At 58.9% G+C, this 22,847-nt stretch carries 15 protein-coding genes and 3 pseudogenes; 13 read left to right on the top strand and 5 right to left on the bottom strand.

Translation table 11 applies throughout. The features are described 5' to 3' along the window. Positions 1–194: 194 nt before the first annotated feature. Positions 195–788, bottom strand: a complete 594-nt coding sequence (locus KDK82_RS32520) for a hypothetical protein (RefSeq protein ID WP_143343588.1) — start codon at positions 786–788, stop codon at positions 195–197. 510 nt (positions 789–1,298) lie between these two features. Here KDK82_RS32520 and KDK82_RS30900 point away from each other — a divergent pair. The 6 genes and pseudogenes from KDK82_RS30900 to KDK82_RS30875 form a co-directional block, all read left to right on the top strand. After that, the gene (locus KDK82_RS30900; RefSeq protein ID WP_088167146.1) at positions 1,299–2,882 is read left to right on the top strand and encodes a hypothetical protein; all 1,584 of its coding nucleotides are present in this window, start codon (positions 1,299–1,301) and stop codon (positions 2,880–2,882) included. Between the two features lie 1,263 nt (positions 2,883–4,145). Next, the gene (locus KDK82_RS30895) at positions 4,146–5,519 is read left to right on the top strand and encodes a hypothetical protein (protein ID WP_088167145.1); all 1,374 of its coding nucleotides are present in this window, start codon (positions 4,146–4,148) and stop codon (positions 5,517–5,519) included. Positions 5,520–6,562: 1,043 nt separating this feature from the next. Continuing rightward, a complete protein-coding gene (locus KDK82_RS30890; RefSeq protein WP_088167144.1) occupies positions 6,563–8,899 on the top strand; it encodes a tyrosine-type recombinase/integrase in 2,337 nt (778 codons plus the stop codon). Positions 8,900–9,080: 181 nt separating this feature from the next. Then, the gene (gene imuA, locus KDK82_RS30885) at positions 9,081–9,932 is read left to right on the top strand and encodes a translesion DNA synthesis-associated protein ImuA (protein WP_306417412.1); all 852 of its coding nucleotides are present in this window, start codon (positions 9,081–9,083) and stop codon (positions 9,930–9,932) included. Then, positions 9,877–11,181, top strand: a complete 1,305-nt coding sequence (locus KDK82_RS30880) for a DNA polymerase Y family protein (protein WP_088167142.1) — start codon at positions 9,877–9,879, stop codon at positions 11,179–11,181. Before imuA (KDK82_RS30885) ends, KDK82_RS30880 begins: the two co-directional genes overlap by 56 nt. Positions 11,182–11,190: 9 nt before the next feature. Further along, positions 11,191–13,179 (top strand): annotated as a pseudogene (locus KDK82_RS30875) (error-prone DNA polymerase); the annotation flags it as partial. 1,008 nt (positions 13,180–14,187) lie between these two features. On the opposite strand, the gene KDK82_RS30870 reads toward KDK82_RS30875, so the two are convergent. Next, on the bottom strand, positions 14,188–14,790 hold the full coding sequence (locus KDK82_RS30870; RefSeq protein WP_256974594.1) for an HAD domain-containing protein: 603 nt from the start codon (positions 14,788–14,790) through the stop codon (positions 14,188–14,190). A 458-nt stretch (positions 14,791–15,248) separates the two neighbouring features. After that, the gene (locus tag KDK82_RS30865; RefSeq protein ID WP_256974593.1) at positions 15,249–15,695 is read right to left on the bottom strand and encodes a DNA-binding protein; all 447 of its coding nucleotides are present in this window, start codon (positions 15,693–15,695) and stop codon (positions 15,249–15,251) included. A gap of 177 nt (positions 15,696–15,872) precedes the next feature. Here KDK82_RS30865 and KDK82_RS30860 point away from each other — a divergent pair, with 177 nt between their 5' ends. Next, positions 15,873–16,304 carry a hypothetical protein gene (locus KDK82_RS30860; protein ID WP_256974592.1) on the top strand — a complete coding sequence of 144 codons (432 nt, stop codon included), beginning with the start codon at positions 15,873–15,875 and terminating at the stop codon, positions 16,302–16,304. On the opposite strand, the gene KDK82_RS30855 is transcribed toward KDK82_RS30860, so the two are convergent. Next, positions 16,268–16,513, bottom strand: coding sequence for a helix-turn-helix transcriptional regulator (locus KDK82_RS30855; protein ID WP_256974591.1), 246 nt, complete (start codon positions 16,511–16,513; stop codon positions 16,268–16,270). The genes KDK82_RS30860 and KDK82_RS30855 overlap by 37 nt on opposite strands. Between KDK82_RS30855 and KDK82_RS33325 the strand changes: the two genes are divergently transcribed. From KDK82_RS33325 to KDK82_RS32935, 3 genes and pseudogenes are all read left to right on the top strand, one after another. Further along, positions 16,409–17,149 (top strand): HAD domain-containing protein, encoded by a 741-nt coding sequence (locus tag KDK82_RS33325; protein WP_256974590.1) that lies wholly within the window; start codon positions 16,409–16,411, stop codon positions 17,147–17,149. The two genes, KDK82_RS30855 and KDK82_RS33325, sit on opposite strands and share 105 nt — an antisense overlap. Positions 17,150–17,285: 136 nt before the next feature. Beyond that, a pseudogene (locus KDK82_RS30845) lies at positions 17,286–17,609 on the top strand (transposase); the annotation flags it as partial. A gap of 3 nt (positions 17,610–17,612) precedes the next feature. After that, positions 17,613–17,935: pseudogene (locus tag KDK82_RS32935) on the top strand (DDE-type integrase/transposase/recombinase); the annotation flags it as partial. A 135-nt stretch (positions 17,936–18,070) separates the two neighbouring features. Here the strand turns inward: KDK82_RS32935 and KDK82_RS30840 are convergent. Continuing rightward, positions 18,071–18,259, bottom strand: a complete 189-nt coding sequence (locus tag KDK82_RS30840; protein ID WP_088167136.1) for a DUF3606 domain-containing protein — start codon at positions 18,257–18,259, stop codon at positions 18,071–18,073. Positions 18,260–18,616: 357 nt separating this feature from the next. Here KDK82_RS30840 and imuA (KDK82_RS30835) point away from each other — a divergent pair, with 357 nt between their 5' ends. The 3 genes from imuA (KDK82_RS30835) to KDK82_RS30825 all read left to right on the top strand — a co-directional run. Further along, on the top strand, positions 18,617–19,417 hold the full coding sequence (gene imuA / locus KDK82_RS30835; RefSeq protein ID WP_143343587.1) for a translesion DNA synthesis-associated protein ImuA: 801 nt from the start codon (positions 18,617–18,619) through the stop codon (positions 19,415–19,417). After that, entirely contained in the window at positions 19,365–20,675 is a 1,311-nt protein-coding gene (locus KDK82_RS30830) for a DNA polymerase Y family protein (protein ID WP_088167135.1), read from the top strand. The genes imuA (KDK82_RS30835) and KDK82_RS30830 overlap by 53 nt, the downstream gene beginning before the upstream one ends. Further along, the coding region (locus KDK82_RS30825) for an error-prone DNA polymerase (protein WP_143343586.1) at positions 20,672–22,847 on the top strand (2,176 nt) is incomplete at its 3' end. The genes KDK82_RS30830 and KDK82_RS30825, both read left to right, overlap by 4 nt.

The following is a 22,847-nucleotide window of genomic DNA, read 5'->3' as shown; positions in this document are numbered from 1 at the left end:
CGCCAGCCTTTCGCCGGAAGTTCTGTGCGCGCCTGCAGGCCGCACTTCGCCGCCGACCAGTGCGGCTGCGCACCGAAAAAACTAAAGATCAGTGGCGGAATAACCAATCTGTAATGGTGTTCAGTAGTCGGGATTCAGGCTTGCGCCGCTCATAGCTGGAGCATACTCTCGACCCTAGGGTTAGGCCGCAAATGTCATAGAGATGGCCCATCATATCCTCTGGACCTTTTGTGCTCCTGCTGAAGTTCTAACCCAAGCTGCCGCTGAAATTCACTGAGGCTTAGGCACTCGACAACATGGTTATCGGCATTCACTCCGGCCACCAAAGAATAATCTTCGATAGTCATTCTGCTTACACTGCCGCCTGCTTGGCTCTTTTTGAGTTTTATGTATTGCTCAATGTATCGCCTAAAATCTGGGAACTGCTTTCCACTACTCAGCATGTCATTTAAGTTGCGCGCCACGCGGGAAAAATAGGTATGTGCGTAAAGTTCCAGCTTGGCAGGCACAGATGAACTTTGCTTGCCATAGACTATGTAATGGTGAGCGTCGTAGGGTGATAGTATTTTCCTCGCCTTGTCATACTGTATGAACTTTTCCATCTCAGATCGTATCGCTGTGGAGTCTTTTTTGAACTCGATAAGAAGCCAGCGATTATTGGCAGAAAAAATAGCATCACCAGCCTGCTCGTGCTCACCATCAAGGGGTGCAAGGAATAATTTCTTTTGACTTGCAACCGACATCAAGAATTTATATTCGACGGTCTTTTCCCACCACCTGACGCTCATGCCTATCCTTTCGTTGCTATTTAGTCTGACGTGTTCTCTGGAGTCTTAAACGCCAGGTTGGCCCACTCAAGCTCCAGCAGCCGACTGCCCAGAAATTGACTTTACTCGGCTAACTCCGTGCGGTACGCCACTGAACACGCAGCCCGTCACGCAGATAAGCCGTTGATTTCTTACGTCCTCGCATGCCATTCGTCATCGATCTTTAGAGAGATGCGCCACTTTACTTTCGTCTGTACGGAAAACGCGCCACTGTACTTTAGATTTTTTGGCCAGCAAGGCGGAAGAGCGAGCTATCGGCCGAGGCGCAAGCGCTCAGGGCCGATGTGCAGCAGCGTCACGGGTTGCCAAGGGCTCTCCTGTAGCAGCTAGCGACCCGCTGCGGTGGCTCAATTCATCGCCAAGCGGTCACTCAGGCTAACGATAGGGTGCAAAGCACGCGATGTACCTACACTCCCGCAGATGATTACCGAACCCACACCACCTTCCGAAAATGCAAGCTCTGCAAAGCCCATGTTCGACTTGGCCGGCTCCGAGGGAGTAAACGAGTCTGAGCGCGTCCTCACCCAACTTTGTCGCAAGTCCTTTCTGCGTCTCTGGTCTCAAACCAACGTCTTCACAGATGAGGGATTCAAAGACGGTAAGGGTGCCACCAAAGAGCTTTGTGACGCCCTGGTGGTCTTCGGCGACGACGTCATCATCTTCTCGGATAAGCACGTTGTCTTTCAGGCCGACAAAGACCTCAAGGTTGCTTGGCCCAGGTGGTACAAGCGAGCTGTGCGCGATTCGTGCCGGCAGCTGCACGGGGCCCGGTCGTGGCTGCAGCGCTTCCCTGCCAGAGCGTTCCAGGACGCCAAATGCACCAGGCCGCTACCTGTGCCGGTGCCATCTGGTACTTCCGTGAGGTTCCATCTTGTCGCAGTGACACGCGGGAGCCGTGATGCTGCGCTGGCCCACAAGCGCGGAGAAGGCCTTGGCTCATTTGCATTGAGCAGCAACATTGAGGGCGACACACATCACGACGCCCCCTTCGTCATTGGAGTTCCGGAGCCAGAAAGGCATTTCGTTCACGTGTTCGATGAGGTGTCCATCGAACTCCTGCTAAGCGAGCTGGACACAGCCGCCGACTTCTTGGACTACCTCAAAAAGCGGCAGGCTCTACTTGGCCGACCTGGCAAACAGGTCACGGCCTACGGCGAGGAGGAGCTTCTAGCCGCGTACCTGCGGAACATGAACGCCGATGAAACTGAGCATGTCTTCTTCAATGTCTCGCCGGACGATGGGATACCTGAGGTCATCATGTTCCAGTTGGGCCACTTCGAAGCTTTGAAAGGTGACCCCGCCTACCTGCGGAAGAAGGAGGCGGACAAAATCAGCTACGAGTGGGACGCGCTTGTTGACCGATTTCTCCGCTACGGTGATCCGACGATTCAGGGAATTCTTCCTGGTCAGGCTTCGTCCCTGACTGAGCAAGGGTTGCGTCTCATGGCTGCTGAGCCGCGCTACCGCCGGCGCCAGTTGGCGGAATCATTCATTGGGGCTCTGCGACGGGCAGAACCCGGCAAGCGCCTAGGACGCCTCGTGTACGGGGGGAAAGGGAACGAGACCGTCTATGTCTTTGTCGTCGCGGCCAAGAAGTCCAGCGAGACCTACGACGACTATCGGCGGAAGCGACTTGGGCTGCTGCATGCCTACGTTCAAACCGCAAAGCTCAAGGCGCCGCTGGGAACAACATTTGTTGGCGTGGCCTTCGACAGTCGGCACAAGGACTACCCAGGAGGCTCTGAGGACCTGTTCGTGCTCTCCCAGCCTACTTGGACTGAACACGAACTCGCGGTGCTTGAGACCAAGCGGCAAGAGTTTGGCCTTTGGGGTGGAGCTATGGAGATGTCGCGATTCCGCCAGGACGAGTTTCCGCAAGCGAACCAGCGCGTTGCCATTGAGCGAATCTCGCGGCCAATGGTGCAAGAGACAGAAGAATTCGAGCTGCGGCCTGTCACGGCGGGCAACCCGCGACAGTCTGGAAAGGCAAAGACCGAGAAGGGTCGCCGCAAGTTGCAGCAAGCCTCGAAACGAAGAAACCGCGGCAGGAAGTAGCCGAACTCCTCATGCGCGCTGGCCGCTGTGGAGGAGAATTGCCCCAGCCCGGGGGACGTCAGGCGAGGCTATGCTGCAAGCGAGTCGGACGGAGCAAAGCGACGCAGGTTACCCGCTTTCGGGATGCACATTGACCTTCCGCTTGTGGCCGACAGCTGTCCTTGTGCGAGGGCATGCCTTTCTACGGAGCGCTAAGCGACCCTGGTGTCGCGCATAAGCCTCCCTGTAGCGTGGGGCATGGTGGCCGCGACATCCCCGGGAGCGCGCCACTCAGGCTCGATTTGAGCTATTCAAACGATGCTCACCCCTCATCGCGCCGCTGAGGCAGGGCGGTCGATCACTCGAAACTACGCCGCATAGGTCATCGCCAGCGGCTCCGCTCCTCATCCGTCCCCGACCTGGTCAGGCCCCCGTCATCGCGCCACGAAGGCGGAGCTTCCCTCCCTGACTCCACAGAGGTCACCAGCCGGGGCTTCGGTCTCGTTCGCGCCTGATCGAGGGCAGTCACTCTGCACGGCTGGCTGATCCTGGGTGCGCTTAGCCCCACGGCCAGGGGTGCCCTCGATGCGAGGTTCGGGCACAGCCCGCAAGGCTGCATGGTGATTCAGCGCCAGCCTTTCGCCGTAAGTTCTGTGTGCTCCTGCAGGCCACGCTGAGCCGCTGGCCAGCGCGTGCGCGCCCCGAAAAAACTAAAGATCAGTGGCGGAAGAACTAATGTGTAGTGGCGTTCCGCAAGTGGCGTTCCGCACGTGCGGAACGCCACTGAACACGCAGCGCGTCACGCAGATAACTCGTTGATTTCTCACGTCCTCGCAAGCCATGCGCCATCGATCTTTAGAGAGATGCGCCACTGTACTTTCGTCTGTACCGATAACGCGCCAACGTACTTTAGTTTTTTTGGCCAGCAAGGCTGAGGAGCGAGCTATCGGCCGAGGCCTAAGCGCTCAGGGCCGAAGTGCGGCGGCGTCGCGGGTTGCCAAGGGCTCTCGTGTGGAAGCTGCCGACCCTGACGAGACATTGGTCGTACCGATCTCGCCTCCAAGTAGCTGTCGGTCGTAGATCCCTGCCATCTGGCCGTAACAGGCCCGCTTGCCGGCATGTAACTCGTGCACGGAGTGGTGGTGCACATGTTTTTCGCCAATCGCACCTATGCTCAGGACGACGGCTCATGGCGATTGAGTATGCTGCGCGGTAGTGGGTTAACGCCCGTCATGCAGAAATTCGCAACGTCGATCTGGTCGGAGGCGTCCAGATACCAATTTCATGAAAATCAAACTCTTTGGCCGCATCAACCAGACAACGGTATCTCCACTCGGTGAGTTCGAGAACGGCGATGTTCAGTTGTCATGCTTCGTTCAAACCCACAAGGTGAAGCTAGGACAGAACCCTCATCCACATGCGTCAGATGAAGACATCGACCGGCAATACGCGGTGTTCGCCTTCGCCGTGCCGCGTTCCGATTGGCAAAGGATTGCTGGGTTTGATGCCCAGCCCTTTGACCTGCGTTGGTTTGATATTGTCCTGGAAACTGGTGTCCACGGCCCTGAGATTACGGTTCTGGGCGACGGAGATTTGCCCGAAGTACCTTTTCACCTTGTTAAAGCGGCTCCCGTATCAGAGGCGCAAGAACTTAGTTTGAACAATTTGGTGGCGGCGCCCTTTCGTGGCAGAGGGGCCTCAGAGGCCGAAATTAGGCGCCTCATTGATGAAGCTCTAAGCAGCGCCTCTGAGTTGGATGCGTCCGTTGTGGATGTCGGCCAGGCGAGCCTGGTGGCCCTGCATGGCGTTGGCGAATGGCCGTCGATGTACTTCGACCTCGGCTGGCCGACGAATTACAACCCAGATACTCCGCCGAAGGTGCGTCCAGCACTTCGGGATGACGGCGCGTTGGTGATCCTGTCGCACTGGGATTGGGACCATTGGGGCTTGGCCAGAAAAAAAAATGGCTGGAGTAAAGTGAAGAACTGCTGGCGTATTTCCTGGGACGATATCGCGCTCAATCGCCCCTGGATCGTGCCAGGGGTAGGCAACGCTTGGGGTGGAGTAAAGATTTGTCCGCTCGATTGGCGCTTGGCACTAGCGCTGTCTCGCAAGAAGCGTTTCTACCGCTGGCCGGCGATGCTGAATGATCTCCATCTGGACCGCCTCTCCATTTATCGTCCGTCTGGTGGCAAACGTGGGGACGTCAACCAACACGGATTGGTAGTTGTGGTCGACAATCTCGCGGCCAACAAGCGCATTGGAACTGAGCCACGCGCAATGTTGTTCCCCGGCGATGCAGACTATGTGCACCTGCCTTTCATGAAGGCGGACGCTGCACTCAAATACACCTTTTCCGGGCTTGCTGCCACACACCACGGTGCGGACTTCACCAGGTCATCAATACCGCTACCGGACTTCCCTGCGGTTCTCGCGTACTCAGTCGGGCGCGGTAACAGTTACTCGCACCCCGTCAAGGGTGCCCAAATAGCCTACCTAAACGCCGGCTGGGATGTGCACGCCCATACCACCAACCGCGTCCGCCGTTCCGGGGCCGGCGGGCATTGTGTGAATGACGGCGGTGTGTTGTTGAGCACGCAAACAAACCGTGTGCTACCTGGCACAGGTTCGGGCGCCTTCTGGCTAGGAAAACAGTAGTATTTCTAAGAATCCACTCGGCACTTCGTCTGCGTCCCGCAAAGTCATCCTGACGCCGGAGATGCAGCCGTTGAACGCGTCGCGTTCAGCGATAGAGCTTCAGATCGCGCAGTGCAGATGTTGGCCATATTGGTGGACATCTGCTGCAAGAGATTGATTTTTTCAGCAACCGGTGGTTTGCAATGACGCCATACAGCCGCCGTTCGTGGCCGACCTCTGTCGTTATGCGAGGGCAAGCCTTTCTAGGGCGCGCCAGACGCCCGTTGTGTCTCGTATAAGCCTCCCTGTAGCGGGCGGGATGTTGGCCGCGACATTCCCGGGAGCGCCACTCAGGCTCGATCTGAGCCATCCAAACGATGCTCACCCCTCATCACGCCAGTGAGGCAGGGCGGCCGAGCACCTGAAACCACCCCGCATAGGTCATCGCCAGAGGCCTCGCTCCTCATCCGCGCCCGACCTGGTCAGGCTCCCACGTCATTGCCACGAGGGCGGAGCTTCCCTCCCTCTGACTCCAGAGAGGTCATCAGCCATGGCTTCGATCCTCGTTCGCGCCTGATCTAGGGCAGTCCTTCTGCATGGCTGGCTGATCGTGGGCGCGCTCAGCCCCAGGGCCGGGGCCGCCGTCAATGCGGCGTTACGACACGGGCCGCAGGGCTGCATGGTGATTCAGCGCCAGCCTTTCGCCGGCAGTTCTGTGTGCTCCTGCAGGCCGCGCTTCGCCGGTGGCCAGCGCGGGCGCGCCCCGAAAAAACTAAAGATCAGTGGCGGAAAAACTAATGTGTAGTGGCGTTCCGCATCCGCAGCAGCAACCAGCACCAGCAGCCTATGGCTGTGATTTTGTACAGCTTTGCCCGCCCAGCCGAAGGAAATACATTAAATTTTTACATCATGTTAATGATACTTAACACAATGAAAGTAAGATGATTAAAATAGGGCACTGATGCCCTGCCCCAGTTTGTGGGGTTCCGGCCGCTCCGGCTGCAGGCCCTGGCCAAGGTGTCCAAGGCGCAGCTGCTGTCACAGATCCATTTCATCCCGCCGCCATGACGAGTGACTCTCAACAGAACGACATCAACGAGAAAGTGGCCTTCGGCACGACGGCCGTCGACGAGAACGACCAGGCGCTCGAACCACCGGTACCCGCTCGAACTACTCGCCGGCGCGGCCGCCCGCCCGGAGCCAAAACCCGCGCGGCCAACACGCACATCACGGCTGACGAATTTGCGGTTCTCCGCGCGGTGGCCCAGGGCATCGATGTTGGGATCGCTTCGCGGCAGTACCTCCTGTGGACGAGCCGCGTTCCCGAGCGCGCCAAGTTAGTTGAAAACTTCGGCCTGATCCTGGCCAGAATTGAAGCTGGGGCAAAGAGGCTGCCGGACGCTGGGGCGGCTCGGAGAATGGTTCGAGGCCTGCTGGCCCTACAAGCCGAGATAGTCGGCGCGGAAGAGTCAAAGCATTCTGCATCGGCCCCGCCCGAGGTCCAAAGCACTGTGCCCGGCGCTCCCGAGAGACCGTCGCTCGAAGAGTTTGCATCGCGGTTCGATGAGGACATGTTCTCGGAAGCGGATCTCATAAGAATGTACGAGGAGGACTATCCCGACGAGCCGAGCGCTGCAGCGCCTCCAGTTGGTCAAGCGCTGGAGGCGGCTGGCAACGGCCCTTCTCCGCAAACTTCAGATGGCGCAAACTCCGCGTCTGCCCTGTCGGCAGTTGAGCGCACGGAGCGTCTACTTACGGCCATCGATTGGTTGGATAACCACCTGGGCCGGCGTCCGAGTCGGAACGATCGGGTCGAGCAGTGGTTGAGGATCAACGCCAAGCAACGCCAGGCGCTCAATGAAGTGGGCGTGCTCACCCTTGGCAATCTGGTCGATTGGATGGCCCTTCGCGGCGATGAGTGGTATGGCTACGTCCCAGGCTACGGCGTCCGGCGCGCCGAGGATATCCGGCTGTGGATGGCTAGGTGGAGCATCCTTCCGGCCCAGGGCCTCAAGCAGCGTGCCTTGGTGCCCCAGCAAGACCCAGCTGGTGAGCGAGGACCCCAGCTGGCTCCACTGTCCCAGCTGAATTGGCCCGAGCATCTTCGCGGCCATGAAGGCATGCTGAGAACACACGCGCCCAACAGCTTGGGTGCCGGCAACGACATGGAGGCCGTTACCGCCTGGTTCCAGCTCATCCGACAGAAATCGGCGGCGACCCAGGTGGCCTACCGCAGGGCCATTGAGCGCCTAGTGCTGTGGGCCGTGAACGTGCGGCTTGTGAGCTTGTCCTCCATGACGCTCCACGATCTGCTGGCGTTCAAGGACTTCCTGTCGGATCCGCCCGCCGAATGGGTTCAGGACCGCAATGCGCCCCGTACGGGCAAAGCCGAGGAGTGGCGTCCGCTGCGAGGGCCGTTGTCCGATACGAGCCTTGAAGTCACCTTTGTGGCGATCGGCTCCATGTTCAGGAGCTGGCACACGAGCGGCTACCTCACCTCGGACCCCGCAGACGGCATCGTCGGCTCCAAACGCAAGGACGCCAAGATGGATGTGATGCGCTCGTTTAGCGAACAGGAGCGAGAAGTCATCGGGCGGACCTTTTCTGAGATGAAGGATGGGTATGCCAAGCGGCGGCTTGCGGCCATCATCCGGATACTGGAGTCGGCTGGCCTGCGGCGCGAGGAACTGGCAAAAGCCACTTGGGGACATCTGAGCCGCTTGCGCATTGACGGTCGTGATACCGAGCAATGGGGGCTTAGAGTTGAAGGCAAAGGCTTGCGTGTAAGGAACGTGCCTATTAATTTGGATACCTACGCAGCACTCCTTGCTCATAAGGAAGATAGACTCGCATTGCAGGCCCGTGGCCTCATCCCCAAGCCAGACAAAGAAAATGATATGCCTTTAATTGGCTTGCTGGATGAACGATGGATAGAGTCACGTAAAAAGATGAAGGCGATCAAAGAAAATGAAACTGACTCAGTGAATGATGGCCGTCAACTGGTTGTGGCAAAGGACCAGAGGTTTCAAATGGTTCTCGTTAGGGAGGACGGCTTGCATCCGCAAATGAAGGCCGAAGAGAAGGTAGATCAGAATAGCTCGAAGAATCTTGTCGGAGGCCTTTCCGCTGCTGCCATTTATTCACTCCTCAAACAGTTCTTCCTTAAATGCTCCGAAGTGGCGGGAGAGTTGCCTAGCGAGAAGCGCACCACCTTCAAGCGGGCCTCAACGCATTGGCTTAGGCACACATTTGCACACCACGTGCTCAAGGCCACGGGAAAAGATCTTACGGTCGCCCAGTCGCTTCTGGGGCATAGCTCCATCAATACGACCGCGATCTACGTGAAGGCCGACATGCAGGCTCGCGCTGCCGCCGTCAACGCCGTCCGTCCCTCTGTGTGAGGTCATCCCTGTTCCTGATGCAGGGTTGGACGACGATGCGGGACCCGGGCCTTGTCCCCTGCGCAGACTCAAGATTGAGACCGACTGCCACGGCTTGGGTCGCAAAGTCCCCAGGGCGCTGCTGGAACTGCTTGGCTCGCTCCCGATTCGGAAGCGCAGCAGGAACATCCGACTCGAACCTATGCAGCGGAGGAGCAAGGCCTCTATACTGTATGCAAATACAGTTATTGCCATGCTCCACGAACCTATCAACCCTACCCGCTGCCAGGCGGTCTTCGACCGGTGGCAGTTGCCCACCCATGTTGCCGAGGCGGTGTGGCGTGGCTCGGAGTTAGGTGCGGCTGCAGGGCGCACCGTACCGTCCGGCCATCCGGCGCTGGACGCGGCGCTTCCAGGCCAGGGGTGGCCAACCGCATGCCTTTCTGACGTGCTTATGCCTCAGGCAGCTGTGTGCGAGTGGCGGCTACTGGGCCCATCCCTCGCAGCGCTCTTGGCAGAGAAAGGCAGCTGCCTCTATCTTGTCGCCCCCCCGAAGCAGCCCCATGCAATGGGCTTGGCACAGTTGGGCGTAAAGCCAGAGCAGTTGGTCTGGATCGACGCGAAGGGGCCAGCTGACCGGCTTTGGGTCACGGAGCAACTGCTCAAATCCGAGCCGGTGGGCGCTGTGCTGGCTTGGCTTCCCCAGGCGCGGCCCGAACAGATCCGCCGTCTGCAATTGAATGCACATAGCTGCGATGCCCCGGTGTTTTTGTTTCGTCCGGAAACGGCTGTGCGCGACACGTCGGCCGCGCCGCTGCGGCTCTCCGCCAAGCCCGGCATGGGCTGGCAGATCGACGTGCAAATAATCAAGCGCCGGGGCGCTCCGCTCGAAGACGTGCTGCATCTTGACGCGATGCCCAGCAACTTGGGGATCGTGATCCCGCCGAGGTTGCGCAATCTCGCGCAGCCCGCGCTCATCCCTGCCTCGGAGGTGACCCATGTACTGGGCCGCTTTAGTCCCGCTCAGCTCGACGGCGTCCGAGTCGCAAATTGATCAACAGTCGCTAGGCATCTGGGCCCTTCAATTCTCGCCGCGCGTGGCGTTGGTTGAAGCCTCGGTGCTGGTGGAAGTTGAGGCCAGTGCGCGCTTGTTCCATGGCATGGATATGCTGCGCGAGCGCATCGAACAAGGGGCATGCGAACTGGGGGCTCGCGTTGCGTGGGCACCGACTGGTCTGGCAGCGCTGGCGTTGGCCAAGCATGGCGTCAGCGACGGGTTCAGCATGCCGCTGCAACAGGTGCTCGATAGGTTGCCACTGGACACTATCACCGCCGTAGCTCGCCATCAACCCACGCTGGCCAGAGTCGGGTGCCGCACACTCGGGCAAGTACGTGCGCTACCGCGTGGCGGGATCGGCAGGCGCTTCGACAAGTCTTTGTTGTCTGCACTGGACGAGGCGTATGGTCTGCGCCCTGAAAGCTATGACTGGCTCACCCTCCCCGAGAGTTTTCATGCCCGCCTCGAATTGATGTCGCGGGTGGAAACGGGTCCTGCACTGCTATTCGGTGCCCGCAGACTGCTGTTGCAGATGGTTGGATGGCTGCGAGCTCGACGGTTGGGGACCACGGCGTTCACAGTGCGCTGGTGCTATGACGTGATGCGTGGCAAAAGCACCAATCCGAGCGGTGAATTGACGGTACGAACTGCCACGGCCACGCAAGACGTTGAGCACTTGGTGCGGCTGCTGGCCGAGCATCTGGCGAAGGTCGAACTGGAGGCACCTGCAGGCGAGTTGGAGTTGCGCGTTGCCGAGGCGGAGCCGCTCGTTGAGGAGAGCCGCTCGCTCATCCCGGACACGATACGCAAGGGTGCGTCCATTGCCCTCACGCTGGAACGCATCCAGGCTCGCCTGGGAGAAGACTGTGTGCGGCGGCCCATTCTTCGCGAAGACCACCGACCGGAACGGATCCAGACCTGGGTGCATTCGGCGGGGCGCACGCGCGCAACTAGCGCTGCAGGTGCCCACCTGCCCTTGCCGAGTTGGATCCTGGACGAGCCGCTGCAGCTGCTGGAACGCGATAACCGCCCGGTTTATCAAGGCACGTTGCAGCTGCTACTGGGGCCAGATCGAATTGAGGGCGGTTGGTGGCACCGGGTCAATGCGCAGGGGGAGGAAGTCGCTCTGAACGTGCAGCGGGATTATTGGCTGGCGCTCAGCCCATGTGCGGGAGTGCTGTGTGTGTTCCAAGCACGCTTGGCGGGCGACAAAACGGCCTGGTACCTCCATGGCCACTACGGCTGACACCTCTTCATGTCATTTGCACCTTCCTCCATTCCTTCGTATGCAGAGCTGCGCTGCATGACGAACTTCACGTTCTTGAAAGGCGCCAGCGACGCCGATGAGCTCGTGGAACGCGCCAAGGAACTGGGCTATGAAGCGCTGGCCATCACCGACGAGTGCAGCCTTGCCGGGATCGTTCGCGCACACGTTGCCGCAAAGAATGCTGGTCTGCCGCTGCTGGTCGGAGCGCATTTCGCGGTGCAGCCGCGTACAGAGCGGGACGGGCCGTTCACGCTGGTCGTCCTGGCCCAGAACCTCGAAGGGTACGGAAACCTGTGCCAATTCATCACCCGGCTGCGGCGCGCCTCGGCCAAAGGCGAGTACCACCTGGACACCGCAGGGCTGCAGCATGGCGAGCTCAAGCACTGCTTGGCGCTGCTCTGCCCCGATCGCTCCTGCACCGACGCGCAGCTGGATACCGTCGGCCGCTGGGCACTGACACACTTCACGGGGCGATGCTGGATCGGCGTGGACCTGGTACGAAGGATCGACGACGAACTCTGGCTGCACCGCCTGCGTGCGCTATCGTCGCTCACCGAGGTCCCGCTTGTCGCAGTTGGCGACGTGCATATGCATGTGCGGTCGCGGAAACCGCTGCAGGATGTGTTGACGGCGACCCGCATCGGGAAACCGCTCACCGAATGCGGCTACGCGCTGGAGCGCAGCGCCGAACGGCATCTGCGCAGCCGCCTACGCCTGGCGCAGACCTTCCCGGAGGATCTGCTGGCCGAAACGCTGAAGGTCATGGCACGCTGCAGCTTCAGTCTGGACGAGCTCAAGTATCAGTATCCCGAAGAGGTAGTGCCGCCCGGACACACGGCCGCCAGCTTTCTACGCCAGGCAACTTATGAAGGCGCCGGCCGTCGCTGGCCGCAGGGCATCCCCGTCAAGGTGCAAAAGCAGATTGAGCATGAGCTAGACCTCATCTGCGAACTGAAATATGAACAGTACTTTCTCACGATATATGACATTGTATTGTTCGCGCGCTCGCGGCATATCCTGTGCCAAGGCCGGGGCTCGGCCGCGAACTCAGCCGTCTGCTACTGCTTGGGTATCACCGAAGTGGATCCGGCGCGCATGAGCGTGCTATTCGAACGTTTCATCTCGCGCGAACGCAACGAGCCACCAGACATCGACATCGACTTCGAGCATCAACGGCGCGAGGAAGTCATTCAGTACCTCTATGAGAAGTACGGGCGCGACCGCGCGGCTTTGGCCGCTGCCGTCGCCACATACCGTCCGCGCTCCGCGATCCGTGACGTGGGCAAGGCGCTGGGCTTCGACCTGGAGACGGTCGATGCGATTGCCAAGGGCCAGATGTGGTTCGATGGCAAGCGGGTCCGGCTTGAGCGGTTCGACGAGTTGGGCATGGATGCGGACTGCCTGCAGGTGCGCCAGCTGCTGGAACTGACCGACCAGCTCATCGGCTTTCCGAGGCACCTGTCGCAGCACACGGGCGGATTCGTTTTGACGCAGGGACTGCTGTCGCGCATGGTCCCCGTGGAAAACGCATCGATGCCCGATCGCACTGTCATCCAGTGGGACAAGGACGACCTAGATGCTGCGGGCCTGCTGAAGGTCGATGTGCTGGCGCTGGGCATGTTGTCCGCGCTCAGGCGAGGCTTGGAGTTTGTCGGGCAGCGTCGCGGCTTTCAGTTCAACATGCAGGACATACCCGCCGAAGACCGCGCCACATACGACATGATTTGCAAGGCCGACACGGTGGGGGTATTCCAGATCGAAAGCCGCGCGCAGATGTCAATGCTGCCGCGTCTGAAGCCGCGCACGTTCTATGACCTGGTGGTTCAGGTCGCCATCGTGCGGCCAGGCCCAATCCAGGGCGGAATGGTGCACCCGTATCTAAAGCGCCGGCAGGGGCACGAGCCCGTGACATATCCCAGTGATGCGCTTAAGGAGGCTCTTGGCCGCACGCTCGGCATTCCCATTTTTCAAGAACAGGAAAGGTAGTCAAGCATTTTTCTATTAGATTGAACAATGTAGTGTGATCTTGCTGCGACTGCACAAGCTTTTGCGTCGGGCGCCGACATGGGCGCGCGCATGACATCGCTGGCCTTCAACATCGCGCTGATGGGATTCATCCTCGTGGAGGGGGGCGGCTTCGCTGCACAAGGGCCTGGACCTGAGCGACCCGGGACAAGGCCTGCGCCCCATTGCCGAGAAGATCGCTTCGGGCGACCTCTCGGCTCTTGAAAGCCATGCGGCCTGCTGGTCGGCGCGGCCTGGCCGCAGGAACTGCTGCAGGGCGCGCTGGCCAGCAGCTTTGGTTGGGTCACGGCTTACGGCGCAGTCAGTGCCTTCGCGCTGGCCCTGGCAAGTCTGCTGGTGTTTGCGCCTGCCAGACAAGGCGGGCAGGCACCGGCCTGCTGCACCGGGCCGTGCTCAGCCCGTGCGCGCACGCCTGCGCCGCCACAGCGCTCACAGCATTCAGTCCAGCGGCAGCACCACCAGCACGAGCCAAGGCAGCACGGCCGCTACGAAGGCGACGAGGGCGGCTATGCTCTCGCCAAGCCCATGGCCGACATCGGTTAGCTTACAAGCGGCCTTCGAACACTTCAACGAGGTACATCCGCATTCTTCGTTGAAAATGCGTTCGCCTCGGGAGTTCAGGCGGCAACAGGTTGCAGGGCTGACCAAGCGTTTTATTGCGAATAGGCGGGGTCGGGAATACGGGGGCAACATCAGCTGGTCGATGCGGGAGAACTGTCTTCATCACTAAAATTCCAACGGCTGACAGTACGGCCGGACGTTTCAGGATCCACAGCTCAGGTGCTTGTGTACCGCAACGCTGCTCAGCTTGAGCGCGCGTCAACAAGCAGGTTCTGGCGCATGAGCTATAGGTGAAATAGCCAAATATTTAGCCGCACTGAGCTCATTGATTCTGCAAATAAGTTAATAAAAATCATGGACTTACATTGTTTCAATGAACCGCAAATTTACGCGAAATTTTCACGCTCTGGAGCCTTTCATGCTGTCGCACTTTGCCATTAGTTGCTGCCGCAGTTGACGTCGCACTTCCGGGTCGGAAAGCCCGGTGGTGCCGTCACAAGCTACCAAGTTACCGATAGCGAGCGGAGGCCAGTCCTCAATGTCATCGTCCAGGGCGATCCAGTGACGCGGTTTTCTCCGCTGCACGTCTGCCAAGATCTGCATGCCTCGCGGGGTGCTCTGGAACGACGCTAGGCTCCAAGGATCAGCCCCATGGACATGCTTGTGGTATGTGCCACCGATGAATCGCGTGCGCAGTCGCTCAGGCAGCCGCTGAAGCGTCTTGGCATAACCTGGGCGAATGCACCAAGTGCTGCTCAGCACCAAGGCCACAGAGGGGTATGGGGCCAGTTCGTCTTCCAGAATGGGAAGCCACTCAAACAGGGCATGGTCCGAGGTTTGGTATGGGCTCATGTAGATACCCTTGCGGGGATGCCAGAGTACCTTCTCATGGTGGACTACGCCATCAAGGTCCAAGTACAGGATCACATCCGCGCTGCGAGGTGTAGATGCCGGTACATAGGGCGCATTGTGGACAGAAGTCATCGCATGTGCGTCATCCATAAAGGTAGCTGTCAGGCGAAGTCTGTGGTGGATGGTTGTGCGTTAGGTCCATGCTACCAAGCTCCTTCTTCGCATTCAGGGGCTACCGGCCGCCGAATCCCTGGACGGCCTTCATGAGTCAGTCCCTCAGCTAGGAACTCATATCAAAGTCCTGCGGGTTTCCAGGCTCTTGCGCCGCGTGCTGGATGAGACTGGTGACTGCCATGATGTCATTCGCTGAGCGTCAGGTGTAAGAGAAAATAATCGACCGGGTCACAAAATTCACGCATGTCGCATTCTTTGACAGGGCCACGAAAGCCAACTCGGCCCAGTTCACAAACGAGCACCGGAGATCAATATCGATAATATAACCCTAATGATCTTTACGCAACTCGAAGGTTTTGATAAATTTTAGAGTTTGCGCGCAGCACATGCGCGACTCTGCACCCAGTAGAGCTCAAAAGTTTCCCTCAATATTCTCACCAAAATCCACGTTTTCCCAAATTCGCAAAAAGCTCTGCTAAAGCATTAATAGAGTCTGACTCAATTAAAAGCTGCTGGACCTCAACTGAGGTTTTCTCGCCCCTGGCAGAGAATTCCTCTGCATGTCGCAGAACCTGCTCGACCAGCCGAGTGCGCGGCACAAGCATATAGTGCACCTCACAATCCATTCCTTCAGCAAGTCGCGCCAACGTTTTGAGTGTGATTGTTCCGTTGGCCTCAGCTTGCTCTAGCTTACGGACACCTTGAGCTGATATAGCAAGGCGGCGTCCCAAAGCACTGGAGCTCATGCCCAAGGCCAGCCTTATGGTCTTCGCCCATCCACATCTGGGCGTCGCACTGCGCTGTATTTTGGCAAACTCGCCAAACTCACGATCTAGTTCAGCAAGGCGAATGAGATCTATTCTATTTTTCAACAAACTCAAAACCCCTTTGCACTTGGCAACAGCTTGGTTGCCTGCGCCATTCGGTCCGGCAACTTACAGCTTCCTGTTACTTGATGCACGAGCGCACAAGATGCAACCGCTCGCCATTCTGCGCTATCTTCGCATGCATCACTTGTGCACGAGACCAAATAGTCTCATACGAACGGATGAACGATCATGCTTACAGTTGAAAAAAGTCTTCTTGGGAAATTTGATGAACACGAGCTTGCCAAGTGCATCAGCGCCCATGGCTGGCAAGCAGCACTGCCTGATGCCTTGAAGGACCACCAGTTGCTCCTGCTTTCGGACCAGCTCCGAGACCTGCTGGCGGGCAAGGGGTGGAACTCAAAGCATGGTGATGGTAGTGCTGCCCTGCCTTTAGGCCTTCTGCTCTTGTCCAAGGCAGGTGCTTCCCTACCGGAGGATCTCTCCAGAGAAGCCGATATGGCCAGTTTGCACGAGGTCTTGACGCTACTGAGCATCTCCGTAGACCATGAAATAGTAAGCAGACTACTTCGTCGAGAAGATGGGACATCGGGGGCAGGATTCATGCAACGCCTGCATGAGCTTGTTCAGCTGAACTCACTCGCAGATTCACTCCCCATGTGATCCCGCACCATGCATTGAAGATCAAGTGCTACTGTATCCAGGATCAGCTTGATCGACGCTTCGTCCAAGTCAACGCAGTATGCAGCTGCGATGAGCGTCAATGGATGAATTTGCAAGCTTTCGGCCAATGCCTCAATAACGCGAACGCTCGGTATCTGGTGGCCTTGCTCGACCCTGCTCATGTGACGCCTGCTGGTTGCCATCAGCATGTCCTCTTGGGTCAAACCGCGCAGGGCACGCAGCTGTCGAAGCGCGTGTCCAAAGTCGGCTCGAGTAGGAATATTTTTGCGAGGCTGCATCGCCTCGATTTCCTCCCACTGGGACTAAAAAGACCACGACCAACTAGTCTCATCAGAGGTCTGACTATGTCCATGCCATCGATCGAAGCCCCCATAGTTTTTCTTGATTTCGACGGGGTGCTGCACCCAGAGTTCTGTCACGAGTCGAAGCACTTTTGCCGTCTTCCCTTGATGGAAGACCTCCTGCGTCAAGCGTCGACATGTTTGGTTGTGATTTCAAGTACCTGGCGCTTGCAAGCTCCAGTTGAGAAGCTTCGAAAGCACTTCTCGCCAGACATCGCGGAAAGAATTTTGGGCGTCACCCCTAACTATCCAGAGCTGCGTGACGTTCCAAACACTTTGCTGGGCTACCACCGTCAAGCTGAATGCCGTGCTTGGTTGTGGGCTAACAATGCCGCCCATGTGCCTTGGCTGGCAGTGGACGACCGCCCTTGGCTGTTCATGCCATTTTGTGGCTCCCTGTTCGTGACCAACGGCCTTGAAGGCGTTACTGAAGGGATCGCACCTCAGCTTGCGGCTCGCCTTCATCAGCTAACCAGCCTGTGACATGCACACTGAAATGTGTACGCATGACGCCTGCACTTAGAGACCGTGATCTGCTGAAAATTTAATCACGCCCTCCGAGAAGTTCAATACTAAGAGTGGCTAACACCACTTCGTCACAGGCCCCCGCAGAGCATTTATGCCCGCTGCCCTCAAGGAACGACGACCCGTAAGCAAAGAACTGTGGCGACAGCTACAACCCCTCATCCCAGCCTTCGTGCCCTCTGCCAAAGGCGGTGCGCGCAAGCTCGCAGTCAGCGACGAAGCAGCCCTCAACGGCATCCTGTTCGTGCTGCAAACAGGCATTCCGTGCGAACACCTTCTCCAATCCCTTGGGCACAACTCCAAGATGTTCGAGAGGTGCGTGGACGCGATTCCTGCGATTGCAGGCTTGGGAGGGCGCCCCCGCAAAAGACCATCGAAGTTGCACGCCGACAAGGGCTATGACTACAAGCGTTGCCGTGCGCTCTTGAGACAGGCGCTGCGTGCGAGACCGCGAAGGCGTGGACTACCCAAGGACCGGGGCGCGCGTGGTGCTGTGGCTGACAACGTGCTGGACCGTCAGTTCCAGGCAGATGGTCCGAACCAGAAATGGGTGGCCGACTTCACCTATATCTGAACGGCAGAAGGCTGGCTTTACGTAGCTGCGGTACTGGACCTGTACTCCCGTCGAATCGTGGGCTGGTCGATGCAGGGGAGCATGACCTCGCAGCTCGTGGTGGACGCGCTGATGATGGCTGTGTGGCGCCGGGGCAGGCCAGTGGCACTCTGCACCACTCGGACCAGGGTAGACGCGGCCATTGGTCAGCGCCTAGGCCTGCATCACGCATGTTGCCTCCGTGGCCCAGCTTCCGCTGGATGTCGCTTGCCTCAGCTACTCGCGACGTCTCGGTGGTAGTCGGCTTCATCGGTGCGTTCGCTCCATCATTTGTGGGTGGATTGCTTCAGATGCTGTTCGACTGCAGCAGAACTCGTTCCAACTGCTTTCACCGCAGCCTTCAACTGCTCCGGGGTCACGTTGAACTTCTTAGACCAGTCGCGCAGTTCGTAGTCTTCGTTCACATCAATGCGCGTGCGGTCTTGACCGCCGGTCTTGGTCTTGTCGTCAGACATATCGCTCTCCTAGTGCACGGGGCCCAATGCCACGCTGGAGCCGATGGTCGGTCCCATGCGGCCAGGACAAGGCCAGTGTGGTCCGAAAGCGGCTGCCAGTCTGCTCCGACATGTACGTTCTGTGGGGTCCGCGAAGGTCTCAAAACAGGGTAGCACTAGCCCAGAATCCCAGGGGTTTGCCAGCTCATACAGCTCGTTCTTGATGCTTATCTGGCGTGTAATGAAGATTTACTCTTGGATTGAAGACGGGCTTGCAGCTAATGGCTCCCTGAAATGTAACGGTGGTTGGTGTGACGTCTTCCTTGCAGACAATGGTGCGCGCTTCGTGATACTGTATAAAAAAACAGTTTCTCAACTATGCCCACCCTACCTAACACCGCTCAAGACGATGCTGCTGGTCGCAATGCTGCTTCCCTGCGTGCGTTGGTCCAGTCTTCCGGCCTCTCCCAGGTGGTCTGGTGCGGCAACGAACTGGGTTCGCAGAGTGTGGAGACGGTGTCTTCCGGGTGGACCGAGTTGGACAAGGAGCTACCCGGTAGCGGGTGGCCGCGCCGCTCGGTCACCGAGGTGCTGACGGCCCAGCCTTCAGTTGTTGAGTGGCGGTTGCTTGCGCCAGGTCTGGGGCCCATCATCGAAGCAGGTGGCCAGATCGTTGTCATTGGACCGCCGCGCAACCCGCACCTCCCTGGCCTGACCCATATGGGTTTGAACGACAGGCAACTGGTGTGGATTAAGGCTGATGTCCCGTCTGAGAGGCTTTGGACCACCGAACAGCTCATCAAGTCCAACTCTGCGGGCGCCATCATTGCGTGGCTGCCGAAAGCCCGACCCGACCAGTTGCGTCGACTCCAGGTGTGCTCTCAGGGCTGCGAAGCACCAGTTTTCTTGTGCCGGCCTGAAGTCGCTCAACACGAGTCGTCTGCTGCACCACTACGCGTACAGGCATCAGCTGGTCTGGACTGGGAACTGAACGTACAAATCCTGAAGCGCCGGGGACCGCAGCAGGGACACTCCCTGGTACTTGCATCTGTGCCTGGTGGGCTTGCATCGGTCCTGACCCCAAGACTGCGCCGCCCGAGTTCACTCATCACTCCAGAGGTTCCCCATGTTGTGGGTCGCCCTGCTACTGCCTTCCGGCCCGCACACGTCGCCGCTTGATGACCAACTGCGTGGACTCTCGATGTATGCGCTGCAGTATTCGCCGCGCACGGCCATTGTTGAGAACGCGGTAGTCGTCGAGCTAGAAGCGAGCATTCGGTTGTTCGGTGGCAAGCGGACCCTGCGAGACCGCATCGTTGCGGAGGTCCACGCGTTGGGCGTGGAGCAGGTCGCCTGGTCTTCCACCAGCCTGGCCGCATTGGCATGTGCCCGGGGTGGGCATGAAAACGGCATCAAGGGCGCGCTGACGACCCTTCTGGACCCGTTGCCGATGGAGACATTGGCGGCGGTGAAGCCGCACCTGACAACGTTGACGCAATTGGGCTGCCGAACGCTTGGCGACATCAGGGCATTGCCAAGGGGCGGGATAAGCCGGCGTTTCGACAAGCAGCTTCTGACAGCGCTAGACCAGGCGTATGGGTTGCGCCCGGAAGCCCACAACTGGGTTGAAGCACCGGAGGTTTTCAAAGCCCGTCTTGAACTCATGTCTCGTGTCGATTCCGCTCCGGCGCTTTTGTTCGGGGCCCGCCGACTGCTGCTTCAAATGTGCGGATGGCTCGCCGCCAGAAATGCGGGTACGACCTCGTTCTGTCTGCGCTGGGTCCACGATGCCATGCGAGCACGCGACGCTGGAGACGGTGGCGAACTGACTGTGCGAACTGCCGAGCCCATGCGCGATGTGGAGCATCTATGTCGTCTGCTTGCTGAGCACTTGGCAAAAGTTGAGCTCGCTGCTCCTGCAGGTGACCTTGAGCTGGAAGCCTTGGATGTGCATCCTTTGGAAGAACTCAGCCGGTCGTTGCTGCCTGACCCGGTGCAGGCTGGAGAATCTCTCACACTGGTGCTTGAGCGAGTCGCAGCGCGGCTTGGAGCAGAGAAGGTCGTGCGTCCTGTCGTTGTTGAAGACCACCGACTGGAGTGGATGGCACAGTGGCAGCCCGCTCCCGAGCCACTTCCCAGGAAACGTGCACGCAGCAGCCGCTTCCCACAGCCCAGCTTCATCCTGTCAGAACCATTGCGCTTGTCGATGCGCGGGGACAAGCCGATGTACCAAGGCGTGCTGCAGCTGCTTGCCGGGCCGCACCGGGTCGAAGGCGGGTGGTGGCAGAGGCTTGATAACGGCGGTGAGGAATACACAGGCAATGTTGCTCGCGATTACTGGGTGGCTCAAAGTCCACATTGCGGCGTGCTTTGGGTATTTCAGCAGCGACTGGCCGGGGACCAGACCGCGTGGTACCTCCATGGAGCTTTCGCATGAGCAACAGCATCGATACGCGCGCGGGCATCCCGGCGTATGCAGAGCTGCGGGCTCTCAGCAATTTTTCTTTCCTCAAGGGAGCAAGCTGGCCGGAAGAGCTTGTGGGGAGAGCCAAGGCCCTTGGCTACGGCGCAATTGCGGTGTGCGATGAATGTTCGATGGCCGGGGCCGTTCGGGCCCATGTGGCCAGCAAAGAGCATGACTTGAAGGTGCTGCACGGTAGCCAGTTTCAGGTCGTGTGTGATGCCCCCTTCACCTTGGTCGTCATAGCGAGCAACATCGAGGGATACGGCAACCTTTGCGAGTTCATCACAAGCTTGAGACGCTCAGCAGAGAAGGGCACCTACCGGCTCGAACTGGGCGCCATTGAGCCTTCGGCACTGGCAGACTGCGTGGTCCTGGTTTCGCCGGACCGCGAATCGACCGACGCTCAGTTGGAGACCATTGCACGATGGCTGCTCAACAGCTTCATCGGTCGGTGCTGGTTCGCTGTAGAGATGCAGCGTGTGCTGGATGACGAGATGTGGCTGTACCGCATGCGGTTGGTGAGCGAGCTGACCGCGATTCCGCTGGTCGCGTCGGGCGACGTCCGAATGCATCTTCGGTCCCGCAAGATGCTCCACGATGTGATGACAGCGGCTCGGGTCGGACGCCCGCTCACTGACTGTGGCCTTGACCTTGAGCTCAACAGTGAGCAGCACATGCGCAGCCGTGTTTTGCTGGCACAGCGCTTCCCGGAAGACTTGCTCCGCGAGACATTACGTGTCGCAGAGCGCTGCACCTTTTCGCTTGATGAGCTGCGATACCAGTACCCCTCGGAGGTGGTGCCTGACGGGCAGACCCCTGCGAGTTATCTGCGGCAACTCACGTATGACGGCGCCGGCCGCCGATGGCCAGGCGGCATGCCTGCGAAGGTCCAAGCCCAGATAGAGCATGAGCTCGAGCTCATATGTGAGTTGAATTACGAACACTACTTTCTGACCGTGGCAGATATCGTTCGGTTTGCACAGTCCCAGGGCATTTCTTGCCAAGGCCGGGGGAGCGCCGCGAACAGTGTGGTTTGCTATTGCATAGGCGTAACCGAAGTGGACCCCGCTCGCATGAGCGTCCTCTTCGAGCGCTTCATCTCCCGCGAACGAAATGAGCCTCCGGACATCGACATCGATTTCGAGCACCAAAGGCGGGAAGAGGTCATTCAGTACCTGTATCGAAAGTACGGAAGAGACCGAGCCGCACTGACTGCGGTAGTCATCAAGTACCGGGCGAAGATGGCCTTCAAGGATGTTGGTAAGGCTCTGGGCATCCCGCTCGAGCAACTGGAGGCGCTGGCGTCAAACTTGGCTTGGTGGGATGGCAGCGAGGTACTGGAGCAGCGTGTTGCGGAGTCCGGCCTGGACCCTTCCAAACTCGTGGTGCAGCAGCTGATGAAGCTGACTTCCCAGCTCATCGGAATGCCTCGGCACATGAGTCAGCACCCTGGCGGTTTTGTGCTCACGAAAGGGCCCCTCAAGCGGCTCGTGCCCATCGAAAACGCATCGATGGAAGACCGGACAATCTGCGAATGGGACAAGGATGACCTCGATGCACTGGGGTTGCTGAAAGTGGATGTCCTGGCGTTGGGAATGCTGTCCGCAATACGGCGTTCCCTCGAGTTCGTCAGCATGCGAAAAGGCTACGCTTTCTCCATGCAGGACATCCCTGCGGAGGACCGCGCTACGTACCAGATGATTTCGCGGGCGGACACTGTGGGTGTGTTCCAAATCGAGTCGCGGGCGCAGATGTCTATGCTGCCCAGACTCAAACCGCAGTGCTTCTACGACTTGGTCATCGAAGTCGCGATAGTCCGGCCAGGCCCGATACAAGGGAACATGGTGCATCCCTACCTGAACAGGCGACAGGGGAAGGAGCCTGTGGAGTACCCCAGCGAAGCGCTGAAAGAAGCGCTTGGCCGGACCCTTGGGGTCCCCATTTTTCAGGAGCAAGTTATGCAGGTGGCAATCGTGGCTGCAGGCTTCACTGCGGGCGAAGCAGACCAACTGCGAAGGTCAATGGCTGCATGGAAGCGTAAGGGCGGGCTCCAGCAGTACTACGACAAGATAGTCACAGGTATGACGTCGCGCGGGTACGAGCGCGCCTTCGCGCACCAGATTTTGGGGTCTCCTCGTTTTCAGT

It is taken from the genome of Delftia sp. K82, from assembly GCF_002193035.1.
Classification (GTDB): Bacteria; Pseudomonadota; Gammaproteobacteria; order Burkholderiales; family Burkholderiaceae_C; genus Comamonas; species Comamonas acidovorans.
The sequence above is the reverse complement of the archived record's forward strand: the minus strand, read 5'-3'. Positions and strand labels throughout refer to the sequence as shown.

Bases quoted from the DNA above. Each gene is read 5' to 3' on its own strand.
- KDK82_RS32520 (WP_143343588.1), bottom strand. From the start codon at position 788: ATGAGCGTCAGGTGGTGGGAAAAGACCGTCGAATATAAATTCTTGATG.
- KDK82_RS30900 (WP_088167146.1), top strand. From the start codon at position 1,299: ATGTTCGACTTGGCCGGCTCCGAGGGAGTAAACGAGTCTGAGCGCGTC.
- KDK82_RS30895 (WP_088167145.1), top strand. From the start codon at position 4,146: ATGAAAATCAAACTCTTTGGCCGCATCAACCAGACAACGGTATCTCCA.
- KDK82_RS30890 (WP_088167144.1), top strand. From the start codon at position 6,563: ATGACGAGTGACTCTCAACAGAACGACATCAACGAGAAAGTGGCCTTC.
- imuA (WP_306417412.1), top strand. From the start codon at position 9,081: ATGCAGCGGAGGAGCAAGGCCTCTATACTGTATGCAAATACAGTTATT.
- KDK82_RS30880 (WP_088167142.1), top strand. From the start codon at position 9,877: ATGTACTGGGCCGCTTTAGTCCCGCTCAGCTCGACGGCGTCCGAGTCG.
- KDK82_RS30870 (WP_256974594.1), bottom strand. From the start codon at position 14,790: ATGGATGACGCACATGCGATGACTTCTGTCCACAATGCGCCCTATGTA.
- KDK82_RS30860 (WP_256974592.1), top strand. From the start codon at position 15,873: ATGCTTACAGTTGAAAAAAGTCTTCTTGGGAAATTTGATGAACACGAG.
- KDK82_RS33325 (WP_256974590.1), top strand. From the start codon at position 16,409: ATGAATTTGCAAGCTTTCGGCCAATGCCTCAATAACGCGAACGCTCGG.
- KDK82_RS30855 (WP_256974591.1), bottom strand. From the start codon at position 16,513: ATGCTGATGGCAACCAGCAGGCGTCACATGAGCAGGGTCGAGCAAGGC.
- KDK82_RS30840 (WP_088167136.1), bottom strand. From the start codon at position 18,259: ATGTCTGACGACAAGACCAAGACCGGCGGTCAAGACCGCACGCGCATT.
- imuA (WP_143343587.1), top strand. From the start codon at position 18,617: ATGCCCACCCTACCTAACACCGCTCAAGACGATGCTGCTGGTCGCAAT.
- KDK82_RS30830 (WP_088167135.1), top strand. From the start codon at position 19,365: ATGTTGTGGGTCGCCCTGCTACTGCCTTCCGGCCCGCACACGTCGCCG.